Below are 20,613 nucleotides of genomic sequence, written 5' to 3' on the forward strand. Positions count from 1 at the left end.
CACGGTGTCAGCGTTCCCCCGCGAGATCTCCCTGAAGCGTCAGAATACGCACCGGACGGATCTCGATGGCACCGTAGCGCGCCGAGGGAATACCTTTGGCGATCTCGGTCGCCCCTTCCAGATCCGGCGCTTCGATGAGATAGAAGCCAGCCAGGTGCTCCTTCGTCTCCACGAACGGCCCATCCGTCACCGAAAACGTGTCGCCCCGCGGCCGGATGACGATCGATTTGTCCCGCAGTTCCAGTGCATCCGAAACGATCAGGCTGCCGTCCTGCCTCAAGCCTTCATCATAGACGAAATGTTCGCCGATCAGATGGTTCATCTCGTTCGGTGATAGCCGCCCGTCGACGTCGACCGTTGTGTAGATCAGGCATAGAAACCGCATGTCTTCTCCTCTCGCAGCTATTCGTCCGGAAAGCGGATGTCGAAGGAGGCACGGACCTCGATCATGCCGTAGCGGGCAACGGGGAAGGTGGCGGCGATGGCCGTCGCTTCTTCCATATCCCCAGCCTCGATCAGCACGAAGCCGCCGAGATGCTCCTTCAATTCGGCAAAGGGGCCGTCGGTAACAGCTGCTTCACCTTTGCGAACCCGAACCGTTCTGGCAGTCTCCGGCTTCCGCAATGCGTTGGCAACAACAATATGACCGCTGGCGCGCAGCCGATTGTCATTGTCGATGGACTCCTGCGTGAGCCGTCGGCCTTCCTCCTCGGAAAGCTTGGCAATCTCGGCGCTTTCGAACCAGACCTGGCAAAGAAATTTCATGGCAGCCTCCTCAGGCGTCAGGGCCGAATTCATGGATCGGCCGCACCTCGATGGCGCCGAGCTTGGCGAGCGGAATGCCCGCGGCGACGCGGATCGCATCGTTCAGGTCCTTGGCCTCGATCAGGATGAAGCCGCCGAGATATTCCTTGGTTTCGATGAAAGGCCCGTCGGTCACCGCCGTCTCGCCGTTGCGGACCCTCACGGTCACCGCCGATCTTGGGGACTGTAGCGCCTCGGCTTGGATCATGTTGCCGCTTGCCATCAGATCCCGATCGTAACCGAGCGAATCCGAATCGAGCCTGTGCTTTTCTTCCTTGGTCATGGTGTCGAGCGTCGTGCCATCGAACCAGACCTGGCAAAGATACTTCATCGCAGCGTCTCCTCTTTCAATTTGCTCACGGCCATAGACGAGCGTGCCACGCGCAAATCGACATCCCGATCCGCACCATGGCAAAAATTTCTATCGCTGTCGAAAATGGACGAAGCTGGTCGACCAATTTCCGTCGTCACCAAAGGAGAGACGGAAATGTACAGTCTGGAAGCAGCAATCGTGCACTACTGGCAAAAGAAGACAATGTCTGAAGAAGAGTTGCTGGATGCGGCGGATGCCGGAAGGGTCGTCTACCGCATCTGGATCGGATTTACGGGCTTTGCCTTCCTGATCCTGTGCCTGAGTTGGGGTGCAGCGCCAAACGACGAACGGCCGCAAGTTGCGGCCGCCGTTCAGATGCATTCAGTCCCCTCGGAGGGGCAATAGTCCGTAGCGTTGCTTACTGGAACGCCGTTTCGAAGAAGCTGCGCAGCTTGCGCGAGTGCAGTTTTTCCGGCGGCATTTCGGCCAGTTTCTGGATGGCGCGGATGCCGATCTGCAGATGCTGGTTCACCTGCGTGCGGTAGAAGGCAGTCGCCATGCCCGGCAGCTTCAGTTCGCCATGCAGCGGCTTGTCCGAGACGCAGAGCAGCGTGCCGTAGGGAACGCGGAAGCGGAAGCCGTTGGCGGCGATCGTCGCCGATTCCATGTCGAGCGCGACGGCGCGGGCCTGCGACAGGCGCTTGACCGGGCCTGCCTGGTCGCGCAGTTCCCAGTTGCGGTTGTCGATGGTGCCGACCGTGCCGGTGCGCATGATACGCTTCAGCTCGAAGCCTTCGAAGCCGGTGATTTCGGCGACGGCCGCTTCCAGCGCCACCTGCACTTCGGCGAGTGCGGGGATCGGCACCCAGACCGGCAGGTCGTCGTCGAGAACGTGGTCTTCGCGCATATAGGCATGCGCGAGCACGTAGTCACCCAGCCGCTGGCTGTTGCGCAAACCGGCGCAATGGCCGAGCATCAGCCATGCATGCGGGCGCAGCACGGCGACGTGGTCGGTGATCGTCTTGGCGTTGGACGGGCCGACGCCGATATTGATCATCGTGATGCCGGCATGGCCCTTCTTCTTCAGATGGTAGGCGGGCATCTGCGGCAGGCGTGGCGGCGTCGTATCGCCCTCGGGGTGGCTGGAGCCGGCCTTGGTGATGATGTTGCCGGGTTCGACGAATTCGGTATAGCCGTCTCCGCCGCTCGCCATCAGATCACGAGCCCATTTGCAGAATTCGTCGATATAGAACTGGTAGTTCGTGAACAGCACGAAATTCTGGAAATGCGCGGCACTCGTCGCGGTATAGTGCGAGAGGCGCGCCAGCGAATAGTCGATGCGCTGTGCGGTAAAGGGTGCTAGCGGCGAGGGCTCACCGGGCGGCGGGATATATTCGCCATTGGCGATCTCGTCGTCGGTGGTGTTCAGGTCCGGTGTGTCGAAGAGGTCGCGCAGCGGGATATCTTCGAAAACCGCGGCGGATGCCTCGACATGCGCGCCTTCGCCGAAGGCGAAATGCAGCGGAATGGGCGTCGTCGATTCCGACACGACCACCGGCACATTGTGGCTACGCATCAACAGCGTCAGCTGTTCCTTCAGATAGTGACGGAACAGATGCGGCCGCGTGATGGTCGTCGTGTAGACGCCGGGCGCGGTGACATGACCGTAGGAGAGGCGCGAATCGACATGGCCGAAGCTGGTCGTCTCGATGCTGACCTGCGGATAGAAGGCGCGGTAGCGCGCCGTGATCGGCGCGCCGCTCGCCAACTTGGTGAAACTGTCGATCAGGAACGCGGTGTTGCGTTCGTAAAGCTCCGTCAGCGCGTCCACAGCCTTGGCCGGGTTATCGAAGGTCCGCGGCTGGAACGGGGTGGGGGAGGAGATGTCGAGGGGTGAAAAAGGAGAGATTCGGTTGCTCATGAGCCATTATAGAGTGTCGTTGTTAACAAGCAAACGACGTTGAAAGAGACGGCCCCGGATTTTCGCAGCTATTTTTGCAGCCGCATTCAAATCCCGGCCAGCCGGGATGAGGGAGTGTTCGCTTACTGAACGGTCGTGCAATAGGGCGCACCGGTTTGCAGGCATGTGAAGCTTGCTCCGAAATGCGATTGCGCGCCGCTGCGGCCGGCGTGTTCGACGACGGCTGAAAAGCTGAATGCGAAGACGGCGGCAAACAGCATGATAACAACAAACCGCCGTGCGATGATGATCGAGTCCATGTTCCCGGCCCTACCAGTGCCCTATACTGGACACTGTTTTGCCATGGTCAGCCTGAACAGGTGCTGAGATACCGGTTCATCCAGCGTTCATGATTCTTAATCCTGCTCGCAGGCCTGTTCTGGACGTCGCCCATAACAAAAACCTGCCCGAGGCGAGCCGGGCAGGCGTGGAATCAGGCCTCTTTCAGGGCGCGTATCCTCAGAGCCTCTTCCAGGTCTGCGACTTGCAGAAGATCTTCAGGACGCAGCCCGTCATCTTCAAATTATTGCCGCTGATGGCGCCGGAGCCGCTATAGGTCTTGTCTTCCGAGGGGTCGGTGAGTTCGCCGGTATAGCTGCCGCCCTTGCCCTGCATCTTGCCGATCTGCCGGCCCGCATATTTGCCCGTCTTCAGCGTCACGCAATAGCTGTCCGCGCAAGGCGTGATGGCGGCGGTATCGCCAGCTTCGGTCTTCCAGTTGCCCACGATCGGCTCGTCGGCGAAGGCGCTGCCGGTGCTGACGAGCAGCGCGGCGGCAAAAATCGTTGCACGGATCATAGTGTGTTCCTCCCCAGGGCACCTTCCGGCCCAATAACCGGAAATGAGGCGAGATTATCTGACGCGAACGTAAAGGTAAATATATTTTGCAAGCGCAAATTCCTTGTTTTGCGGCCCTCCGGCCCATCGAAAATCACCGTTTCCAAAGACGGCAGCTTTTTTCGTGGTGAATGAAGGGTTTAAATCCAGATCTTAACAAGACGTAAAATTCGCTCAAAAGTCCTTAATTTGCAAGGCAAGCGATGTTTAACAAAATCCCAAGTTTACCAAGCATTTGTACTTTGTTTGCATCGAATTAAGCATGCATTTTAGCCGTTTTTTGAAAGCCGTCTGCGATAGTGAAGCCATCAAACGAGCGGGGCAAACCCGCCGGCCGGAAGGACCGGAAAGCCGCGAACGACGGCAAGGTCCCGACGGAAAAACAGGGCAAGTACAAACAGAAGTGAAACAGGGATAAAACCGATGGCACGCTTCGAAATACCGATGTCTGAAATGGCCATGATGGGTGGCAACGGCGCCGATGCTCTTTGCGAGCTGGGCGTGAACTACGCGACCGGCAGAGGCTGCACCACAGATCTCGTCGCCGCCCATAAGTGGTTGAACATCGCCGCCATCCGTGGCAGCGCGCGGGCCGCCGAGCTTCGTGCCGACGTCGCCGCGACCTTGACGAAGATGCAGCTCGCTACAGCGCTCCGCGCCGCCCGCGAGTGGATGACCACGCACTGAAGCGCGCCATGCTGAATACGACGTACTGACCTCGAAAGAGGGGATGTCGGCGGACGACGGAGAGGCGAACCGCCGAAATGATGAAAACCGCGACCGGCCGGAACAAGGCCGGCGCGGTTTCGTCGTTTTAGATTGAACCGATCGCCTTCAAAACCTTTGGCAGGGCTTCGGCCAGGAGATCCAGATCCTGTTTGGGTCCGACGCTGACGCGGATGCAGCGGTTGAGCGGCGCTACGCCCGGCATGCGGATGAAGACGCCGTGCTGGATCAGCCCGTCGACGATTGCGCGGGCATAAACGCCGTCGCGGCCACAATCGATGGCGACGAAATTGGTGGCCGACGCTAGCGGCAGGAGCCCGTTGTCCCGCGCGATCACGCCGATCTGCTCGCGAGCAGCCTGGATCTTTCCGACGACCTCGGCGAGATAGGCCTGATCCTTGAGGGCTGCGAGCGCTGCGACGGTTGCCAGCCGGTTCATGCCGAAATGATTGCGGATCTTGTCGAAGGCGATCACGGTTTCTGGTGCGCCGATGACATAGCCGACGCGTGCGCCGGCAAGGCCATAGGCCTTTGAGAAGGTGCGGGTGCGCAAGACGTTCGGCAAGTCGATCAGATCGGAAATCGCCGGCAGCGAACTCGCTGGCCCCGTCTCGCTATAGGCCTCGTCGAGGATCAGCAGACAATTTTCCGGCAGGGCGCGAGCAAAGGCGACGACCTTGTCGGCATTCCACCAGCTTCCCATCGGATTGTCGGGATTGGCGAAATAGACCAGAGGCGCCTGCTCGCGTTTGACCGCCTCGATCAGCCCATCCAGATCCTCGCGATCATTCACATAGGGCACGGTCACAAGGCGCCCGCCGAAGCCGGCAACGTGGAAATTGAAGGTGGGATAGCCGCCAAGCGAGGTGACGACAGGCGTCCCCGGTTCTATGACCATGCGTGCGATCAGGCCGAGCAGGCTGTCGATGCCTTCGCCGACGGCGATATTGGCGGATTGGACGGCAAGATGCGCGGCAAGCGCCTGTTTCAGCGCAAAATTTTCCGGATCATTATACATCCAGATATCGCCGGCCTGCTCGCGCATGGCCGCGATCACCGAGGGTGCAGGACCAAAGCCGTTCTCATTGGCGCCGATGCGGGCCTTGACGGAGAGCCCGCGCTGGCGCTCCAGCGCTTCGGGGCCGACGAAAGGAACGGTGGAGGGAAGGGCGCTGATCAGCGGCGTGAAGCGCGAAAAGGCGGACATGCTGGCTCTGTTTCCCGAATTCTGTTGCAAGGTGCGGCAGAATAGGCGCTTGGCAGGCGGTTGCAAGGGTGGAAACCGCTCGATCTATCCACATTATGGAGCAAATTCTTCCATGCCGGTTGCGGCCACCTGGCCATCAACCATCTTGGGCGAGCCACTGAAAACATTGTCTCCGGATCACGCTATTCGCGATGCCAAAGCCATCATTATCCCAGCGGCGCGGACATCTGCGCGATCCGGCTTTCCAGTTCGGCGATCTTGCGATCCTTCTCCGCCAGCAAAGCTTGGACGGTGGCGGCATCGATAAGCTGCGGTATGTGCTGCGGGCAGTTCACATCCCACGCGGTTACGGTGAAGAGGATCACCTGTTCGACACGGGCCTTGTAACCCTCGGGAAACAGGCGTTCGGCGAGCTCGGCATCGCCCTCGACCACTCTTGCCTCGCCCCAGATCTTGACGCGCTGCCGGTACGTATAGTCCATCAGGAACAAATGAGCCTTGGGATTTTCGACCAAGTTTCCCTGCGTGATGTATTGGCGATTTCCGGCGAAATCGGCAAAGCCGATCGTCTTTCGGTCAAGGACCTTCAGAAAGCCGGCCGGGCCGCCGCGATGCTGGATATAGGGCTGGCCCGCGGCATTTGCCGTCGCCAGAAACGCGCTTGTGCGGCTCTCGATAAATCCGGCAATCTCGGCGGTGATATCGGTCTGCCAAGACCCGCCGATTTCCATTCTCTCATAGCCGCGCCTGGAACCCTTGCGGCTCTGAATGGCCTTCACCGAAGGAGTGAAGGCGACATCGCTTGAAAACTCCAGATTTGAATCGGACATCGCCAACTCCTGATCACTCATCGTGATTTAAGTAAATTCGATCTATGGCTCGGCTGCCGGTGAGGGCAGCTCTATCGGTGCGCATCAGGCTGCTTTCCTCGCCGTGACCACAGGAAAATCGATCTCGGTGCCTGCCACCTTGTTGAGATAATTCGTCCATGTGTTCAGCGCGACGTGGAGAACGATCTCGATGATTTCGGCGTCGTCATATCCGGCCGTTTTCACCATCTCCACGTCGCTCGCCTCGACGCTCCCGCGTTCACGAGCCACCTTGGCGGCAAAGCGGACCGCAATGTCAGCCTTGGGGTCGTTGGACTTGCCGTCCCGGTTGGCTTGCATTTCCGCATCGTCGAGTTTGGCAAGGTTGTGACCGAGATAGGTGTGAGCCGAAAGGCAATAGTCGCAGCCGTTGATCTCGGCGACGGCGAGCGCGATCCGGTTACGGGTCTGGACCGAGAGCTTCCCCTTTCCAAGCGCGCCGAAAAGTCCGAGATGACCTTCCAGAGACTGCGGGCTGACTGCCATCAGACGAAAGAGATTGGGAGCAACGCCAAGCTGCTGCTTGACGGCCGACAGCATCTGCTGGGAGGCGATCGGAACGGCTTCGATCGTGGCGGGGATTGCGATGCGGGACATGGAACTGCCTTTCGCTTGGAGATTTGATGCTGGTACCGTACTTCCTTCCGCTTTATGCGAATATCTGCTACTTTTAGGAATAATCCTCTCATTTTATGGAAGTCATGCCTGATCGTCTCGAAGCCATGTCCCTTCTTCTCTCCGTCGTGGACGCCGGAAGCCTCTCCGCTGCATCCCGTAATCTTGGCCTGCCACTGGCAACCGTGAGCCGCAAAGTATCGGAGCTTGAGAGCCACCTTGGAACGCGCCTGTTTCAGCGCGCCGGGCGCGGTCTGATCCTGACTGAGACAGGCGAGACCTACGTGGCGTCCTGCAGGCGCATTCTGGAGGATATCGCCGAGGCGGAGCGCACGGCTGCGGGCGAGTTCAAGGCCCCGAAGGGCAGCCTGACGATCACCGCGCCGGTCGTCTTCGGCCGGCTGCACGTCCTGCCCGTCATCACCGAGTTTCTGAAGACCTATCCCGAGATCGACGTCCGGCTCATCCAGTCCGATAGGTTGATCGACCTGCCCGAAGAGCATGTCGATCTGGCTGTTCGGATCGGCAAATTGCCCGACAGCAGTCTGGTCTTTCGCAGCGTGGGGGAGGTCAGGCAGGTCATTTGCGGAAGTCCCGGCTATCTGGCGGAACGGGGAACGCCTGCAAGCCCGGACGATCTCCGGCTGCATGACTGCATCACCTTCGAAAATCTGATGTCGGTAAAATCCTGGACCTTCCGAAACGGACAATCGGACATCAGCGCTCCAATCCGGTCCCGGTTGGTCGTCGACACCGCCGAAGCAGCCATCGACGCCGCGGTCGGCGGCCTCGGCCTTGCCCGCGTGCTTTCCTATCAGGTGAGGCAGCTCATATCCGAAGGGCGATTGAAAACCGTTCTCGATGATGCCGAGCAGGATCCGTGGCCAGTCAGTCTGGTCTATCCGTCGCGAGGACTTATGGCGCTGAAAGTCAGGGCTTTCCTGGATTTTGCAGCCTCGCGGCTCAAGGAGAGGCTTGGTCGGCCGGGAGCTGCTGCTCCATAACCGAGATCTGGACCTATCGTTTCCTGCCGCGTGCGGCGAGCGCTTCGGCATTGCCGATCATGAAATCGGCGCGCACGACGCGGCGCAATGTCTCCGGCTCGATCAGGTTGATGAAGCGAACATGGACGCGGTTGCCGTTGCGGCTGACTTCGGCGCAGGCGATACGATAGGCGAGGCCGAGAATGTTCAGGTAGTAGTGGGTCGGCAGGCCGACGGTCGTGGCCACCACGAAGCTCGCGCCGCCGCGCGAGATATCGACGATCTCGGCGCTGCGCATCGAGATGCCGGTCAGACAGGGACGTACGGCTACGAGACGCGCGGGCCGCTGGACATAGAACCGCTCCCAACTCCGTTCGTAGACTTCGGATTTGACTTTCGCCAGATGCGTTGCGCGAAGCATTGTCATTCCCTGTTTAAGAACAGACCGAATTCATCTCGGTTACACCACGAACCTTGCACGGAGGTTTTGCGGAAGCGTCAATTGCATTGGTAGAATTTTAACGGGTTCGCCGTTTGTGCCGATTTGGGGGCATCTTGACAGCAAGATCGGCTTCGATCATAGGAAACCTCGGTTCGAGGCGCCTGCCGCTCGCGGATGAAAATCCAAGGTGAAGTTCTCGCAGTTTTGGTCACAGCCACTTGAGGCATGCTGACTGACGGTAATGCGAGCCCCGTTTCACGGTCGTAATTGCGTGCCTTGGTAAAGGCTGATCCTATGACGACGTACCCGTCCATAGATGAATTGAAGGCACAGGCCCGACGTCTGCGTCAGGCCATGGCCGAGCGCGGCGATGAGTTGAGCCACTCGACGGCGCTGGAGCTGATCGCAAAGCAGCATGGCCTGCGTGACTGGAACACGCTGTCGGCGCTCGCGGCAAAACCGAATGATGGGCCTGACGCGCCCTTCGATGTCGGCTCCGCCGTGCGCGGCCGCTACCTGAACAAGCCTTTCACGGGCAAGGTGGTGGCAATGTCGGCGAAATCAGGCGGGCTCTACAGGATCACCATTCACTTCGACGAACCGGTTGATGTGGTGGAGTTCGAGAGCTTCTCGGCCTTCCGCCAGCGCATCAACGCTCAGGTCGATGCCGACGGCATTTCGCCGCGCAGGACGTCGAATGGCCTGCCGCATCTCGTGCTCGACATCTGACATTCCTCTTTCATCGATAGATCCCTATCTTCGCCCATAACGCGTGATTCTGTCCGGATACCACCATGACCCGTCATACCGAAAACAATATGTTCCTCACCGGCTGGCTGCCTGGCGTCTTCGCCAAGACTGCCGCGCCAATCATCGTCATCACCACGGTCAGCGGCCTTTTTGCCGTCGTCGACGCCTATTTCCTCGGCGTCTATGTCGGTGCCGAGGCGCTCTCGGCGGTCAGCCTCATCTTTCCCGCGCTCATGCTGCTGGTCGCGTTGCAGACACTGGTGTCAAACGGCATGGCGAGCATCCTCGCCCGCCGCCTCGGGGCGGGGGATCGCGCAGGGGCAAGATCCGTGTTTACCGGCGCCCATACGCTCGCAATCGCGGTCGTGATTGTCATCAATCTCGTCTACTGGCTCGCAGCCCGGCAGTTCATTGCCGTGGCTGCGGCGGGAAATACCGATGTCGCCCGCAGCGCCGAGGCCTTCATGGGCGTCATGGTCGCCTTCGCGCCGATCAGCTTCTTCCTGTCCGTGCATCTCGATGGGCTGCGTTGCGAAGGAAAGCTCGGTTTCATGACGCTGGTGACGCTTGCCTCGACGCTGCTGAACATCCTGGCAAACTGGCTGTTGATGGCCGTCTTTCACTGGGGCGTGGTTGGCTCGGCCGGCGGCTCGATCCTGGCGCAGTTCATCTGCCTGGCGATCGTCGTCATCTATCGCCTGCGTCGGCCGAATGGTCTCTGGGTCGATATGGCCCTGCATGCGCGGGAATGGCGCGGCATCTTTGCCTTCGGCGCGCCGATGAGCCTCGGCTTCATCGGCATTTCGCTGAGTTCGGCTGCCATCCTCTTCAATGTGTCGATCTGGCATGAGGGGGATTATGTCTCGACCGTCGGCGCCTATGGCATCGTGACGCGAGTGATGACTTTCGCCTATCTGCCGCTGCTGGGCTTGAGCATCGCGTTGCAGACCATATCGGGCCATAATCATGGTGCCGCGCTTCCGGCGCGCGTCGGCCATAGCGTTGTCATCGCCATGATTTCGGCGCTGGTTTATTGTGCGGCAATCGAGCTTATCGTCGAACTGCTGGCGGCGCATATGGGCTCGATCTTCGTGGCCGATCCGCTGATCGTCGCAGAGGTCGGCCGCATCCTGCCCTGGACGATCGGTGCCTATTTCCTCTTCGGCCAGGCGATCATCCTGTCGTCCTATTTCCAGTCGATCGGCGATGCCAAGCGTGGCGCGATCTTCGGTCTGTCACGGTCCTATCTGTTCACCCTGCCGCTGACATTCCTGCTACCGTTCGTCTTCGGCGAACGGGGGATATGGATGACGCCCATCTTCGCGGAAGCAGGGATGATCCTGCTCACCTGGCTGGTGCTGTCGCGCAATGCCAGGGATCGGAAATGGCGCTATGGCCTGCTGCCTGCATGAAATGGAAAAGGCCGCGCTTTCGGGCGCGGCCTTTTCCATTGTTGTGAAAGCTTGGGATCATCCTCGCCCTTCGAGGCTTCGCTCCTCAGGGTGAGGATGGGGCGCATCTGTCCTGTGAAGCTGGCTCAGTGTGCTGCCTTGCGCAGGAAACTAGCCCTCATGGTGAGGAGGCCCAAAGGGCCGTCTCGAACCACGAGGGCGGATGGTCAATAATCGCGACACGACCTCAGGACTTGAGCAGCCATTCGTGTTCTACCGCATTGTGGAATTTCCAGATGCGCTTCGGTCCGGCCATGACGTTGAGATAGTAGAGATCATAGCCGTGGCAGGCTGCGCAGGGATGGTACCCCTTCGGCACCAGCGTCACATCGCCATCCTCCAGCACCATGGCCTCATCCAGCGAACGGTCGTCGGTATAGACGCGCTGGAAGCCAAAACCCTGCGGCGGGTTGAGGCGATGGTAATACGTCTCCTCGAGGAAGCTTTCGTTCGGGAGATTGTCCTGATCGTGCTTGTGGGGAGGATAGGAGGAGGTATGGCCGCCCGGCGTGATCACTTCCACGACCAGCAGCGAATGCGCCGCACCATCGTCTTCCGGCATGATGTTGTTGACGTGGCGGACATTGGTGCCTTTGCCGCGTGTCAATGCCGGATGGGTGCCTGGTGGAATGGCGCGGGCTTCATAGGAGCCGCCGCCCGGAGCCGAGCAGACAGCCAGTTCCAGATCGGTCTCCGCGGTCACCGACCAGCTTGAACCCGCCGGAATATAGAGCGCATGCGGCGCTCCCTCGAAAGGGCTCATGCGGCCGCCGAGCAGGCCGAAATCCTTCGCACCCGCCTTGGCGCTGCCCTTGCCGCTGATCCAGACGAGGCAGACTTCGCGATCGCCGGTTTCGGCCGAAGCCGTTTCGCCCGGCTTCAGACGGTGGAGGTCGAAGCCGACATAGGTCCAGCCGGCGCTTTCAGGCGTGACATGGGTGACGCGGCCATGGGAGCCATCAGGTTTGACCTTGAGATTTGGCATGGACGTTGTTCCTTGCTTACTTGGGAAAACCTTCGGTTTCCACGGTGTAGCCCGCCGCGGTCATGACGCGCATCAATTCGGCATGGCCGATCTCGGCCATCTTCTGCGGCGGCGCCTTGCGCGGATCCTGCTCGGCCTCAACCACGAACCAGCCTTCATAGCCGTAACCGGCCAGACGCTTGACGATGGCGCCGAAATCGAGCGAGCCGTCGCCCGGAACCGTGAATGCGCCGAGCGCTACGGCATCCAGGAAGGACTGCCGGCTGCGATCCAGGCCGTCGACGACAGGCTTGCGGATATCCTTGACGTGGACGTGGTTGATGCGGGCATGGTGGTTGTCGATGGCGCGCAGCACATCGCCGCCGGCAAAGGCGAGATGACCGGCATCGAGCAGAAGCGGAATGCCTTCGCCGGAATTGCGCATGAAGGCGTCCAGCTCCGGTTCGGTCTCGACGACAGCCGCCATGTGATGGTGGTACGAGAGCGGCATGCCCTGCGCGGCGCACCATTCGCCGAATTCGGTGACGCGGCGGGCATAGGCCTTCATCTCGTCATCCGAAAGGCGTGGCTTGGTGGCGAGCGGCTTGGATCGGTCGCCCTGGATGGAGCGGCCGACTTCGCCATAGACGATGCAGGGCGCGTTGACGGCCTTGAACAACTCGATCATCGGAGCGATGCGGTCCTTGTTGGCGGCAAGCTCCTCGTTGACGAGTGTGCCGGAGAACCAGCCACCGCAGAGCGTGACGTCGGCGGCGCGCAGGATCGGCAGCATCTCATCCGGGTTGCTTGGGAAGCGCCGGCCCTGTTCCATGCCGGTGAAGCCGGCGCCGCGCGATTGCCGCAAGCATTCTTCTAGGGATACGTCGTCGCTCAGTTCCGGAAGATCGTCGTTCCACCACGCGATGGGCGACATGCCAAGTTTGGCCTTCATCAATGGTCTCCTTGAAAATAGTGTCGGAGGAGCGTCTCAGCTCCTCCGGAAAAGTGTCTGACATCAGTTAGCCGATGCGCTGGGCGGCGCGGGCCTTCTCGTAAGCGGCGCGGGCCTTGTTGACCTCGGCGCGCGGGCTGACCTCGGGAACGGCGACGTCCCACCAATGGCCGCCTTCGTCCGTGGTGATCAGCGGATCCGTATCGATGACGATGACCGAAGTGCGATCATTCTTCTTGGAAGCTTCGATCGCCTGTTCCAGCTCGGTGATGGAGGAAACCTTCACGGCGATAGCGCCCATGCTGGCCGCGTGCGCCCGGAAATCGATCTCCGGCATCACTTCGTGGTACGAATCCTTCAGCAGATTGTTGAAGTTCGCGCCACCTGTGGCCATCTGCAGCCGGTTGATGCAGCCATAGCCGCGGTTGTCGAGCAACACGACCGTCAGCTTCAGGCCGAGCATGACCGAGGTCGCCAGTTCGGAATTCAGCATCATGTAGGAGCCGTCGCCGACCATGACGACGACTTCCTTTTCCGGATGGGCCATCTTCGCCCCAAGTCCGCCGGCGATTTCGTAGCCCATGCAGGAGAAGCCGTATTCCATGTGGTAGCTGCCGGGCGCAGTTGCCGGCCACAGCTTGTGCAGTTCGCCGGGCAGGCCGCCAGCGGCGCAAAGCACGGTAGTTTTCTCGCCACCAAGGGTACGTGCGACCGCACCGATCACCTGGGCATCGGAGGGCAGGGCGGCATTCGTGGCCGCCATCGCCTTGGCGGCGGCTTCCATCCAGATCTTCTTTTCCCGGGCAGCCTTCTCGGCAAGCGCTGCCGGAGCCTTCCAGCCGGCAAGGCCCACGTCGAGTGCCTTCAGCCCCTCACGCGCATCCGTCACCAAGGGGTGGCTGTCGTGCTTCAACGCGTCATAGGCCGCGATATTGAGGCCGATCAGCGCCAGCTTTTCGTTCTTGAACAGCGCCCAGGAGCCGGTGGTGAAATCCTGGCAGCGCGTGCCGACGGCGATGACAAGATCTGTATCTTCGGCGATCGCGTTTGCGGCCGATGTGCCGGTTACACCCACCGAACCGAGCGCTAGCGGATGCGTTTCGTTGATCGCCGACTTACCGGCCTGCGTCACCACGACCGGCACGCCGTGCGCTTCCGCAAAAGCCGTAAGTTCCTTGGTCGCCTGCGAATAGAGCACGCCGCCGCCGGCAAGAATGACCGGCTTTTCCGATTTGCGGATCAGCGCGATGGCATTGGCAAGCTCGTCTGCGTCAGGCTGCGGGCGGCGTTGGGTCCAGACGTGCTCTTCAAAGAAGCTCTCCGGATAGTCGAAGGCTTCCGCCTGCACATCCTGGCAAAGCGAGAGTGTCACCGGGCCGCAATCAAGGGGATCGGTCAGCACCTGCATGGCGCGCTTCAAGGCCGAGATGATCTGCTCTGGGCGGGTGATGCGGTCGAAATAGCGCGAGACCGGACGGAAGGCGTCATTGGCCGAAACGGTGCCGTCGCCGAAATCCTCGATCTGCTGCAGCACCGGATCGGGGGCGCGGTTGGCGAACACGTCGCCGGGCAGGAAGAGAACGGGAATGCGGTTGACATGCGCAACACCGGCGGCGGTGACCATGTTCAGCGCGCCAGGGCCGATCGATGTCGTGCAGGCCATGAAGCGCTGGCGGAAGCTTGCCTTGGCATAGGCGATGGCGGCATGGGCCATGCCCTGCTCATTGTGGGCGCGATAGGTCGGCAATTCCTCGCGCACCTGATAGAGCGCTTCGCCGATGCCGGCGACGTTGCCGTGACCGAAGATCGCCCAGACGCCGCCGAAGATCGGCTGCTTCTGCCCGTCGATGATGGTCATCTGCTTCTTGAGGAAATGCGTGACGGCCTGTGCCATCGTCAGTCGGATCGTCTTGCCCATCGGGCGCCTCCCAAATGCCATATCTCTTTAGTTTTAAGCAATTCCGGACGCAAAACCGCTATGCACTTTTGCTGGAATTGCTCCAGAATCTCAAAGGCCGCGGGTTTTAAGCCACGCCTGTGTCAATTGCCGGAAGCGGCCGGCCATGTCGGCAGTCGCTTCCTCGTCATTCATGCTGCCCGACAGCCAGGCGCGGGCCACATCGGAAAAGATCGTCCGCCCGACGGCGAAACCCTTGACCGAGGGTGCGGCCAGCGTTGCCTCGAAGCTACGGATCAATTCCTCCGCCGGCGCCTCCAGACCCAGCAGCACGATACCCCGGCACCATGGATCATTTTTGGCGATCACGGCATCGATTTTTTTCCACGCGGCGGTCGATTCCTGCGGCTCCAGTTTCCACCAGTCCGGTTTGATGCCAAGTGCGTAAAGCTCTTCCATGGCAGTTGGGATCGTGTCGTCGGTCAGGGGAGCGTTCTTGCTGGCGATAATCTCGACCAGAAGCTCGCGGCCGACCTTGCGCGCCGCTTCGAACAGCGTCCGCAGCTTCTCCTGCTGTTCCGCCTTCAAGTCCGCTGGATCGTCCGGATGGTAGAAGCACAGGCATTTGATGCAATGGTTGAGTGGCCATTCGACGAGCTGCGAACCGATATCCTGGCTGAATTCGAACTTCAGCGGCTTCGATCCCGGCAGCTCGACCGGCCGTCCAATCCAGGAGAAATTCTTGGTCGCGGCATCGAAGAAGGCATCGCGGCCGAAACGTTCATCGATCAGCATGCCATAGCCAGGCCGACCGTCGGCAACGCGCGCCGCCGCCTCGACGGCCAGCCGCTTGAAGGCAACGATCCTGTCATGGCCGATGCCCAGTTCGTCGGCAACGCTGACGAGCTGCGAGCGATGATCGATGGCAAGCGCCATCAGCAGCGGGATCTCGTCGCCACGCCGGGTCGTCGCCCAGTGAACGTGGTTGATTGCCTCGTCCTTGCGCAGCGCCCGGTGCTTGCTGCCCGTCTTAAGAAAGAAGTCGAGTTCGGTCCAGGTCGGATATTCCGGCGAGCAGAGCAGGCGGGAGACGGCGAAAGCGCCGCAGGCATTTGCCCAGGTGGCGCAAGTCTTCAGCGGTTCGCCGCGCAGAAAGCCGCGCAGGAAGCCGGACATGAAGGCATCGCCGGCGCCGAGCACGTTGAAGACTTCGATCGGGAATCCCTCGCCGACGATACCGGCTTCAAGATCGTCCGAGATCGGCCCGTCATAGACGATGCAGCCCATGGCGCCGCGTTTCAGCACGATGACCGCAGACGAAAGACGGCGGATTTCCTTCAGTGCGCCAAGCACATCATCCGCACCCGAGGCGATCATGATCTCCTCTTCCGTGCCAACGATCAGGTCGCAATGCGGCAGTGTCTCCTTCATCTTGGCGGACACGCGATCGGATTTCACATAGCGCTCGAAGCCTTCAGCGTGACCGGCGAGGCCCCAGAGGTTCGGCCGGTAATCGATATCGAAGAGCACCTTGCGGCCATTCGCCTTGGCAATGCGGATCGCCTTGCGCTGCGCTGCCTCGGTGTTGGGTTTTGAAAAATGCGTGCCGGAGACCAGAACGGCGCCGGAGGATTTGATGAAATCTTCGTCGATATCGCTTTCATCGAGCGCCATGTCAGCGCAGTCGGAGCGATAGAAAATCATCGGCGAGACGCCCTCGGCCTCGACTGCAAGCAGCACCAGCGCTGTCAGGCGCTCCCTGTCTGTCGCGATCCCGTCGACGGCAACACCTTCGCGCGCCGACTGTTCGCGGATGAAGCGGCCCATCTGCTCGTCGCCGACGCGGGTGATGAGGCCGGATTTCAGCCCCAGCCGCGCTGTGCCGATGGCGATATTCGCCGGGCAGCCGCCGACCGACTTGGCAAAGGAGGCAATATCCTCCAGCCGTGAGCCGATTTGCTGGCCATAGAGATCGACGGAAGAGCGGCCGATGGTAATCACATCGAGTTTCGCCTCCGGCCGAGCGCCCGGATTATCGTGTGCCATGATGTCCTCCCGTCCATGCATGACCTCTTTTGCTCTTCAGCTTTCGCCGAGATCATGCGTTATTGAAAGTGCCGGTATTCGTTTCGTCCCGGTTGCGGTGGATCGGCGGGCTATGTTTTATGGCCGCGATCTTGGTTGTAGTGAAACATCGGTTCCGAGAATTTGTCAATTCGGAATGTTTATTCCATTTTGGTTTTATCGGCTTTTGCCATGCCTTTTCGCCGGCGCTCGGCTATGGCGACCGGGAAGGCCATGACCAGAGCCATCGATGCCGACATAGAGCGGAAACCGGCGAAGTCCGCCTCGGCCACCTCAAACCAATGAGTGGCACAGGCGGTGAGCGGCGAGAAGGCCGAATCGGTAATGGCGATGACGGGCACGTTGCGCGAGGCGAGGTCCTCCGCCTGCGCCAGGCTGTCTGCGGCATAGGGCGAAAAGCTCGCCGCGATCGCCGCATCCTTTTCGGTGGCAAAGCGGGTGATCTCGCTGTCGATTCCATTCGGCGAAGCGACTATCTGGTGGCGGATGTTCAGCTTCGAAAAGGCGTAGGTCATATGCGCCGTCAGCGGATAGGAGCGGCGCTTGGCGATGAGATAGATCGTCTCGGCGGCGGCGAGCACGTCGATTGCCTTGGCAAAGGTCTCGGTCTCGATGGTGGCGGCGAGCTTGTTGACCGATTGGCTGGCGGCGGACAGGAAGCCGGAGAGAATGCCGGCCTCTTCGTCCTTGATGCCGGAGCGTTCCAGCGTCACCAGCCGCTCTTCATAGCTCAGCGTCCGCTCGCGCAGCCTCTCGCGAAAGATGCTCTGCAGATCGGAAAAACCTTCATAACCGAGATGGTGGGCGAGCCGTACCAGCGTCGACGGCTGGACTTCTGCCGCTGCGGCAATGCTGGCTGTTGTGCCAAAGGCGACTTCGTCGGGATTGGCAAGGGCAAAGGCGGCGACCTGCGCAAGGCGCTTCGGCATGGCGCTCTTGCGCTCTATGACGATGCTGCGCAGGCTTTCGAAGTCGCGCGGCACCCTGATCTGCGTGTCGATGCTGCTGTCCATGCCCCGTCCTTCCGCCGCCTTATCAGTCAATGAAACAAACATTCCATATTTGCAACGATAGCGGATTTTGATTTACTCGGCACGAATATTTTTAACAGAATGATTTAAAACAGATAATTTGGATTTTATGGCGGTTTCCATGATGGCGCCCCCGACAGCGCGCTTGTCAAAACGGTCTAAATATTCCAAAAATCGCCCAGCTTCGGGAGAAGATTTGAGGAGAGTGGGCAAATGAAGCCGTTGGGCGTTGGATTGATCGGTACCGGCTACATGGGCAAATGCCATGCGCTGGCGTGGAATGCGGTGAAGACCGTGTTTGGTGACGTTGCGCGGCCCCGCCTGGTGCATTTGGCCGAGGCCAATGCCGATCTGGCAAAGGCGAGGGGCGACGAATTCGGCTTCGCGAAGGCGACGGCTGACTGGCGCGACCTCATCGCCGATCCCGATGTCGACGTTGTTTCCGTGACGACACCCAATCAATTCCATCCGGAAATGGCGATTGCGGCCCTGGAGGCCGGCAAGCATGTCTGGTGCGAAAAGCCGATGGCGCCCGCCTTTGGCGATGCCGAACGCATGCTGGCCGCAGCCAGGTCTTCGGGCAAGGTCGCCATTCTTGGCTACAATTATATCCAGAACCCGGTGATGCGGCATATCAAGTCGCTGATCGAGGACGGCGCGATCGGCGCGGTCAACCACGTGCGCGTCGAGATGGACGAGGATTTCATGGCCGATCCGAACGGCCTGTTCTACTGGAAGAGCGAGCTTGCCTCCGGCTACGGTGCTCTCGATGATTTCGCCGTGCACCCGCTCTCCCTGCTGTGGTTCCTGTTCGGTCATGTCGATGCCGTCATCACCGATATGGTGAAACCCTATGCGGAGCGGCCCTTGAAGGACGGCGGCAGCCGTACTGTGGAAAATCACGATCTCGCCAATGTGCTGATGCGGCTTGGCGGCGGCATCTCGGCTGTGCTGATGGCCAATCGTTCTGCCTGGGGGCGCAAGGGTCGGATCGCCCTGCAGATCTTCGGCTCCAAAGGCTCGATCTCCTATGATCAGGAGCGCATGAACGAATTCGAACTCTATCAGGCCGAGGGCAGGGATAGCGAACAGGGTTTCCGCAAGGTTCTCGCCGCTCCCGCCCACAAGCCTTATGACCGCTTCATCCCGGCGCCCGGCCACGGTCTCGGCTTCAACGACCTGAAGATCATCGAATGCCGCGAGCTGATCCGTGCCATTTCCGGCGAGCCTGCGTCGGTCGTGGCTTTCGCAGATGGCCTGCGTATCGAAAAATCGGTCCATGCCATGGCCCGTTCCTTCCATGAGCGGCGCTGGATCGAAATCGCAAGCTGAGCCTTTCGGCCTAATTTTCTCCCGATCCGGGGTGCAGGGTCAGTCATGATTGACGCTTGCAGGTGCAAGCGTTACCCCTGAGGCCCATAAGCGCGTCTTCCTGCATCAGGCAGGTGGATCGCTATAATAACAGCAGGTGGATCGCTATAATAACAATGGAGTACGGATCGTGACGGGCAGATTGGTCATTGTCGGGGCCGGGCAGGCGGGTTTTGCGCTTGCTGCCAAATTGCGTGGGCTGGGTGATTTGAGGCCGATCACCATCGTTGGCGCGGAAGAAAACCTTCCCTATCAGCGGCCGCCATTGACCAAGAAATATCTGCTCGGCGAAATGAGCTTCGATCGTCTGCTGTTTCGTCCGGAGCATTGGTATGCGGACAACAATGTTGAGATCCGCGTGTCCACCTGGGTCGAGCAGATCGATCGTGCCGCAAAGCAGATCGTCATGCAGGACGGCTCCAGGCTGGATTACGAGACACTGGCGCTGACGACAGGATCCACGCCACGCCGCTTGCCGCCCTCCGTGGGTGGTGCGCTCGAAGGTGTCTATCTCGCCCGCGACAAGCGCGATGCCGACCTTCTTGCGGGCGAAATGCGCCCCGGACGCCGCGTCCTCATCATCGGTGGCGGATATATCGGCCTGGAAGCCGCGGCCGTTGCGCGCCATCGCGGCCTGGAAGTGACCCTGATCGAAATGAGCGACCGAATCCTGCAGCGCGTCGCCGCTAGGGAAACGGCAGACATCTTCAGGGCAATCCATCAGAAGCATGATGTCGTCATTCGCGAAAAGACCGGGCTGAAGCAGCTCGTCGGCCGCAATGGCCATGTCGTCGGCGCGGAGCTTTCCGATGGGTCGACGATCGATGTCGATTTCGTCGTCGTCGGCATCGGCGTTGCCCCGAATGACAGGCTGGCCAAGGAAGCGGGTCTTGAGGTCGGCAACGGCATTACTGTCGATTCCTTCGCCCGCACCTCCGATCCGTCGATCTTTGCCATGGGCGATTGCGTCGAGTTGCCATGGGAAGGCGGTCGTATCCGGCTCGAATCGGTTCAGAACGCGGTCGATCAGGCGGATGCCGCAGCCGAAATCATTGCCGGCGGCGACAAGGCCTATGATCCGAAGCCATGGTTCTGGTCAGATCAATATGACGTGAAGCTGCAGATCGCTGGTTTCAACCTCGGCTATGACGAAACGCTTCTGCGTCCCGGCACCCGTGAAGGTGCGGCCTCGGTCTGGTATTTCAAGCAGGGCCGCTTCATCGCCGTCGACGCCGTCAATGACGCAAAGGCCTATGTGACCGGCAAGAAGCTTCTGGAAACCGGCGTCAATCCGTCCAAAGCGATTCTTTCCGATCCCGCTGTCGACCTCAAGCAACTATTGGCTTGAGATCGTTT

At 60.3% G+C, this 20,613-nt stretch carries 22 protein-coding genes; 7 read left to right on the forward strand and 15 right to left on the reverse strand.

The features are described 5' to 3' along the window. Positions 1-7: 7 nt before the first annotated feature. From A6U86_RS01730 to A6U86_RS01740, 3 genes are read right to left on the reverse strand one after another with little or no spacing between them, the layout of a single operon-like run. Positions 8-385 carry a YciI family protein gene (locus A6U86_RS01730; RefSeq protein WP_068385489.1) on the reverse strand — a complete coding sequence of 126 codons (378 nt, stop codon included), beginning with the start codon at positions 383-385 and terminating at the stop codon, positions 8-10. Between the two features lie 17 nt (positions 386-402). Then, a complete protein-coding gene (locus A6U86_RS01735; RefSeq protein WP_068387679.1) occupies positions 403-765 on the reverse strand; it encodes a YciI family protein in 363 nt (120 codons plus the stop codon). Positions 766-775: 10 nt separating this feature from the next. Then, on the reverse strand, positions 776-1,135 hold the full coding sequence (locus A6U86_RS01740; protein WP_068385492.1) for a YciI family protein: 360 nt from the start codon (positions 1,133-1,135) through the stop codon (positions 776-778). A gap of 156 nt (positions 1,136-1,291) precedes the next feature. Here A6U86_RS01740 and A6U86_RS01745 point away from each other — a divergent pair, with 156 nt between their 5' ends. Further along, the gene (locus A6U86_RS01745) at positions 1,292-1,522 is read left to right on the forward strand and encodes a hypothetical protein (protein WP_068387682.1); all 231 of its coding nucleotides are present in this window, start codon (positions 1,292-1,294) and stop codon (positions 1,520-1,522) included. A gap of 13 nt (positions 1,523-1,535) precedes the next feature. Here the strand turns inward: A6U86_RS01745 and A6U86_RS01750 are convergent, their stop codons facing one another. The 3 genes from A6U86_RS01750 to A6U86_RS01755 form a co-directional block, all read right to left on the reverse strand. Further along, entirely contained in the window at positions 1,536-3,038 is a 1,503-nt protein-coding gene (locus A6U86_RS01750) for an AMP nucleosidase (RefSeq protein ID WP_068385495.1), read from the reverse strand. Between the two features lie 122 nt (positions 3,039-3,160). After that, positions 3,161-3,337, reverse strand: a complete 177-nt coding sequence (locus A6U86_RS35535) for a hypothetical protein (protein WP_169055453.1) — start codon at positions 3,335-3,337, stop codon at positions 3,161-3,163. 199 nt (positions 3,338-3,536) lie between these two features. Continuing rightward, complete coding sequence (locus tag A6U86_RS01755; protein ID WP_068385497.1) at positions 3,537-3,875, reverse strand: DUF2147 domain-containing protein; 339 nt, start codon at positions 3,873-3,875, stop codon at positions 3,537-3,539. A 462-nt stretch (positions 3,876-4,337) separates the two neighbouring features. Here A6U86_RS01755 and A6U86_RS01760 point away from each other — a divergent pair, with 462 nt between their 5' ends. Beyond that, a complete protein-coding gene (locus A6U86_RS01760; RefSeq protein WP_068385499.1) occupies positions 4,338-4,601 on the forward strand; it encodes a sel1 repeat family protein in 264 nt (87 codons plus the stop codon). 127 nt (positions 4,602-4,728) lie between these two features. On the opposite strand, the gene A6U86_RS01765 is transcribed toward A6U86_RS01760, so the two are convergent. The 3 genes from A6U86_RS01765 to A6U86_RS01775 all read right to left on the reverse strand — a co-directional run bounded on the left by A6U86_RS01765 (position 4,729) and on the right by A6U86_RS01775 (position 7,313). Continuing rightward, entirely contained in the window at positions 4,729-5,847 is a 1,119-nt protein-coding gene (locus A6U86_RS01765) for a pyridoxal phosphate-dependent aminotransferase (protein WP_068385502.1), read from the reverse strand. Positions 5,848-6,053: 206 nt separating this feature from the next. Further along, complete coding sequence (locus A6U86_RS01770) at positions 6,054-6,677, reverse strand: pyridoxamine 5'-phosphate oxidase family protein (protein ID WP_068385505.1); 624 nt, start codon at positions 6,675-6,677, stop codon at positions 6,054-6,056. Positions 6,678-6,761: 84 nt separating this feature from the next. Next, positions 6,762-7,313 carry a carboxymuconolactone decarboxylase family protein gene (locus tag A6U86_RS01775; protein WP_068385508.1) on the reverse strand — a complete coding sequence of 184 codons (552 nt, stop codon included), beginning with the start codon at positions 7,311-7,313 and terminating at the stop codon, positions 6,762-6,764. A 95-nt stretch (positions 7,314-7,408) separates the two neighbouring features. Here A6U86_RS01775 and A6U86_RS01780 point away from each other — a divergent pair, with 95 nt between their 5' ends. Next, a complete protein-coding gene (locus A6U86_RS01780; RefSeq protein ID WP_083196706.1) occupies positions 7,409-8,335 on the forward strand; it encodes a LysR family transcriptional regulator in 927 nt (308 codons plus the stop codon). Positions 8,336-8,348: 13 nt separating this feature from the next. Here A6U86_RS01780 and A6U86_RS01785 read toward each other — a convergent pair whose 3' ends face one another. Further along, entirely contained in the window at positions 8,349-8,741 is a 393-nt protein-coding gene (locus A6U86_RS01785) for a PilZ domain-containing protein (RefSeq protein ID WP_068385511.1), read from the reverse strand. Positions 8,742-9,050: 309 nt separating this feature from the next. On the opposite strand from A6U86_RS01785, the gene A6U86_RS01790 reads away from it, so the two are divergent. Together A6U86_RS01790 and A6U86_RS01795 are read left to right on the forward strand one after the other, a co-directional pair. Next, positions 9,051-9,485, forward strand: a complete 435-nt coding sequence (locus tag A6U86_RS01790) for a glyoxalase superfamily protein (RefSeq protein WP_068385514.1) — start codon at positions 9,051-9,053, stop codon at positions 9,483-9,485. A 65-nt stretch (positions 9,486-9,550) separates the two neighbouring features. Continuing rightward, positions 9,551-10,918 (forward strand): MATE family efflux transporter, encoded by a 1,368-nt coding sequence (locus A6U86_RS01795; RefSeq protein ID WP_068385517.1) that lies wholly within the window; start codon positions 9,551-9,553, stop codon positions 10,916-10,918. A gap of 226 nt (positions 10,919-11,144) precedes the next feature. Here the strand turns inward: A6U86_RS01795 and iolB are convergent, their stop codons facing one another. From iolB to A6U86_RS01820, 5 genes are all read right to left on the reverse strand, one after another. Beyond that, positions 11,145-11,942, reverse strand: coding sequence for a 5-deoxy-glucuronate isomerase (iolB, locus tag A6U86_RS01800; protein ID WP_068385520.1), 798 nt, complete (start codon positions 11,940-11,942; stop codon positions 11,145-11,147). Positions 11,943-11,958: 16 nt separating this feature from the next. Continuing rightward, positions 11,959-12,873: a myo-inosose-2 dehydratase gene (gene iolE, locus A6U86_RS01805; protein ID WP_068385524.1), complete on the reverse strand. Its 915-nt coding sequence runs from the start codon at positions 12,871-12,873 to the stop codon at positions 11,959-11,961. 67 nt (positions 12,874-12,940) lie between these two features. Beyond that, a complete protein-coding gene (gene iolD / locus A6U86_RS01810) occupies positions 12,941-14,791 on the reverse strand; it encodes a 3D-(3,5/4)-trihydroxycyclohexane-1,2-dione acylhydrolase (decyclizing) (protein ID WP_068385527.1) in 1,851 nt (616 codons plus the stop codon). 90 nt (positions 14,792-14,881) lie between these two features. Further along, positions 14,882-16,816, reverse strand: coding sequence for a 5-dehydro-2-deoxygluconokinase (gene iolC, locus A6U86_RS01815; protein ID WP_068385530.1), 1,935 nt, complete (start codon positions 16,814-16,816; stop codon positions 14,882-14,884). Positions 16,817-16,995: 179 nt separating this feature from the next. Further along, a complete protein-coding gene (locus tag A6U86_RS01820; RefSeq protein WP_068387687.1) occupies positions 16,996-17,868 on the reverse strand; it encodes a MurR/RpiR family transcriptional regulator in 873 nt (290 codons plus the stop codon). Between the two features lie 231 nt (positions 17,869-18,099). Here A6U86_RS01820 and A6U86_RS01825 point away from each other — a divergent pair, with 231 nt between their 5' ends. Next, positions 18,100-19,218: a Gfo/Idh/MocA family protein gene (locus tag A6U86_RS01825; RefSeq protein WP_068385533.1), complete on the forward strand. Its 1,119-nt coding sequence runs from the start codon at positions 18,100-18,102 to the stop codon at positions 19,216-19,218. 169 nt (positions 19,219-19,387) lie between these two features. Beyond that, positions 19,388-20,605, forward strand: a complete 1,218-nt coding sequence (locus tag A6U86_RS01830) for an NAD(P)/FAD-dependent oxidoreductase (RefSeq protein ID WP_068385536.1) — start codon at positions 19,388-19,390, stop codon at positions 20,603-20,605. Positions 20,606-20,613 lie beyond the last annotated feature (8 nt).

The organism is Rhizobium sp. AC27/96, assembly GCF_001692325.1.
In the GTDB taxonomy this organism is placed as follows: domain Bacteria; phylum Pseudomonadota; class Alphaproteobacteria; order Rhizobiales; family Rhizobiaceae; genus Rhizobium.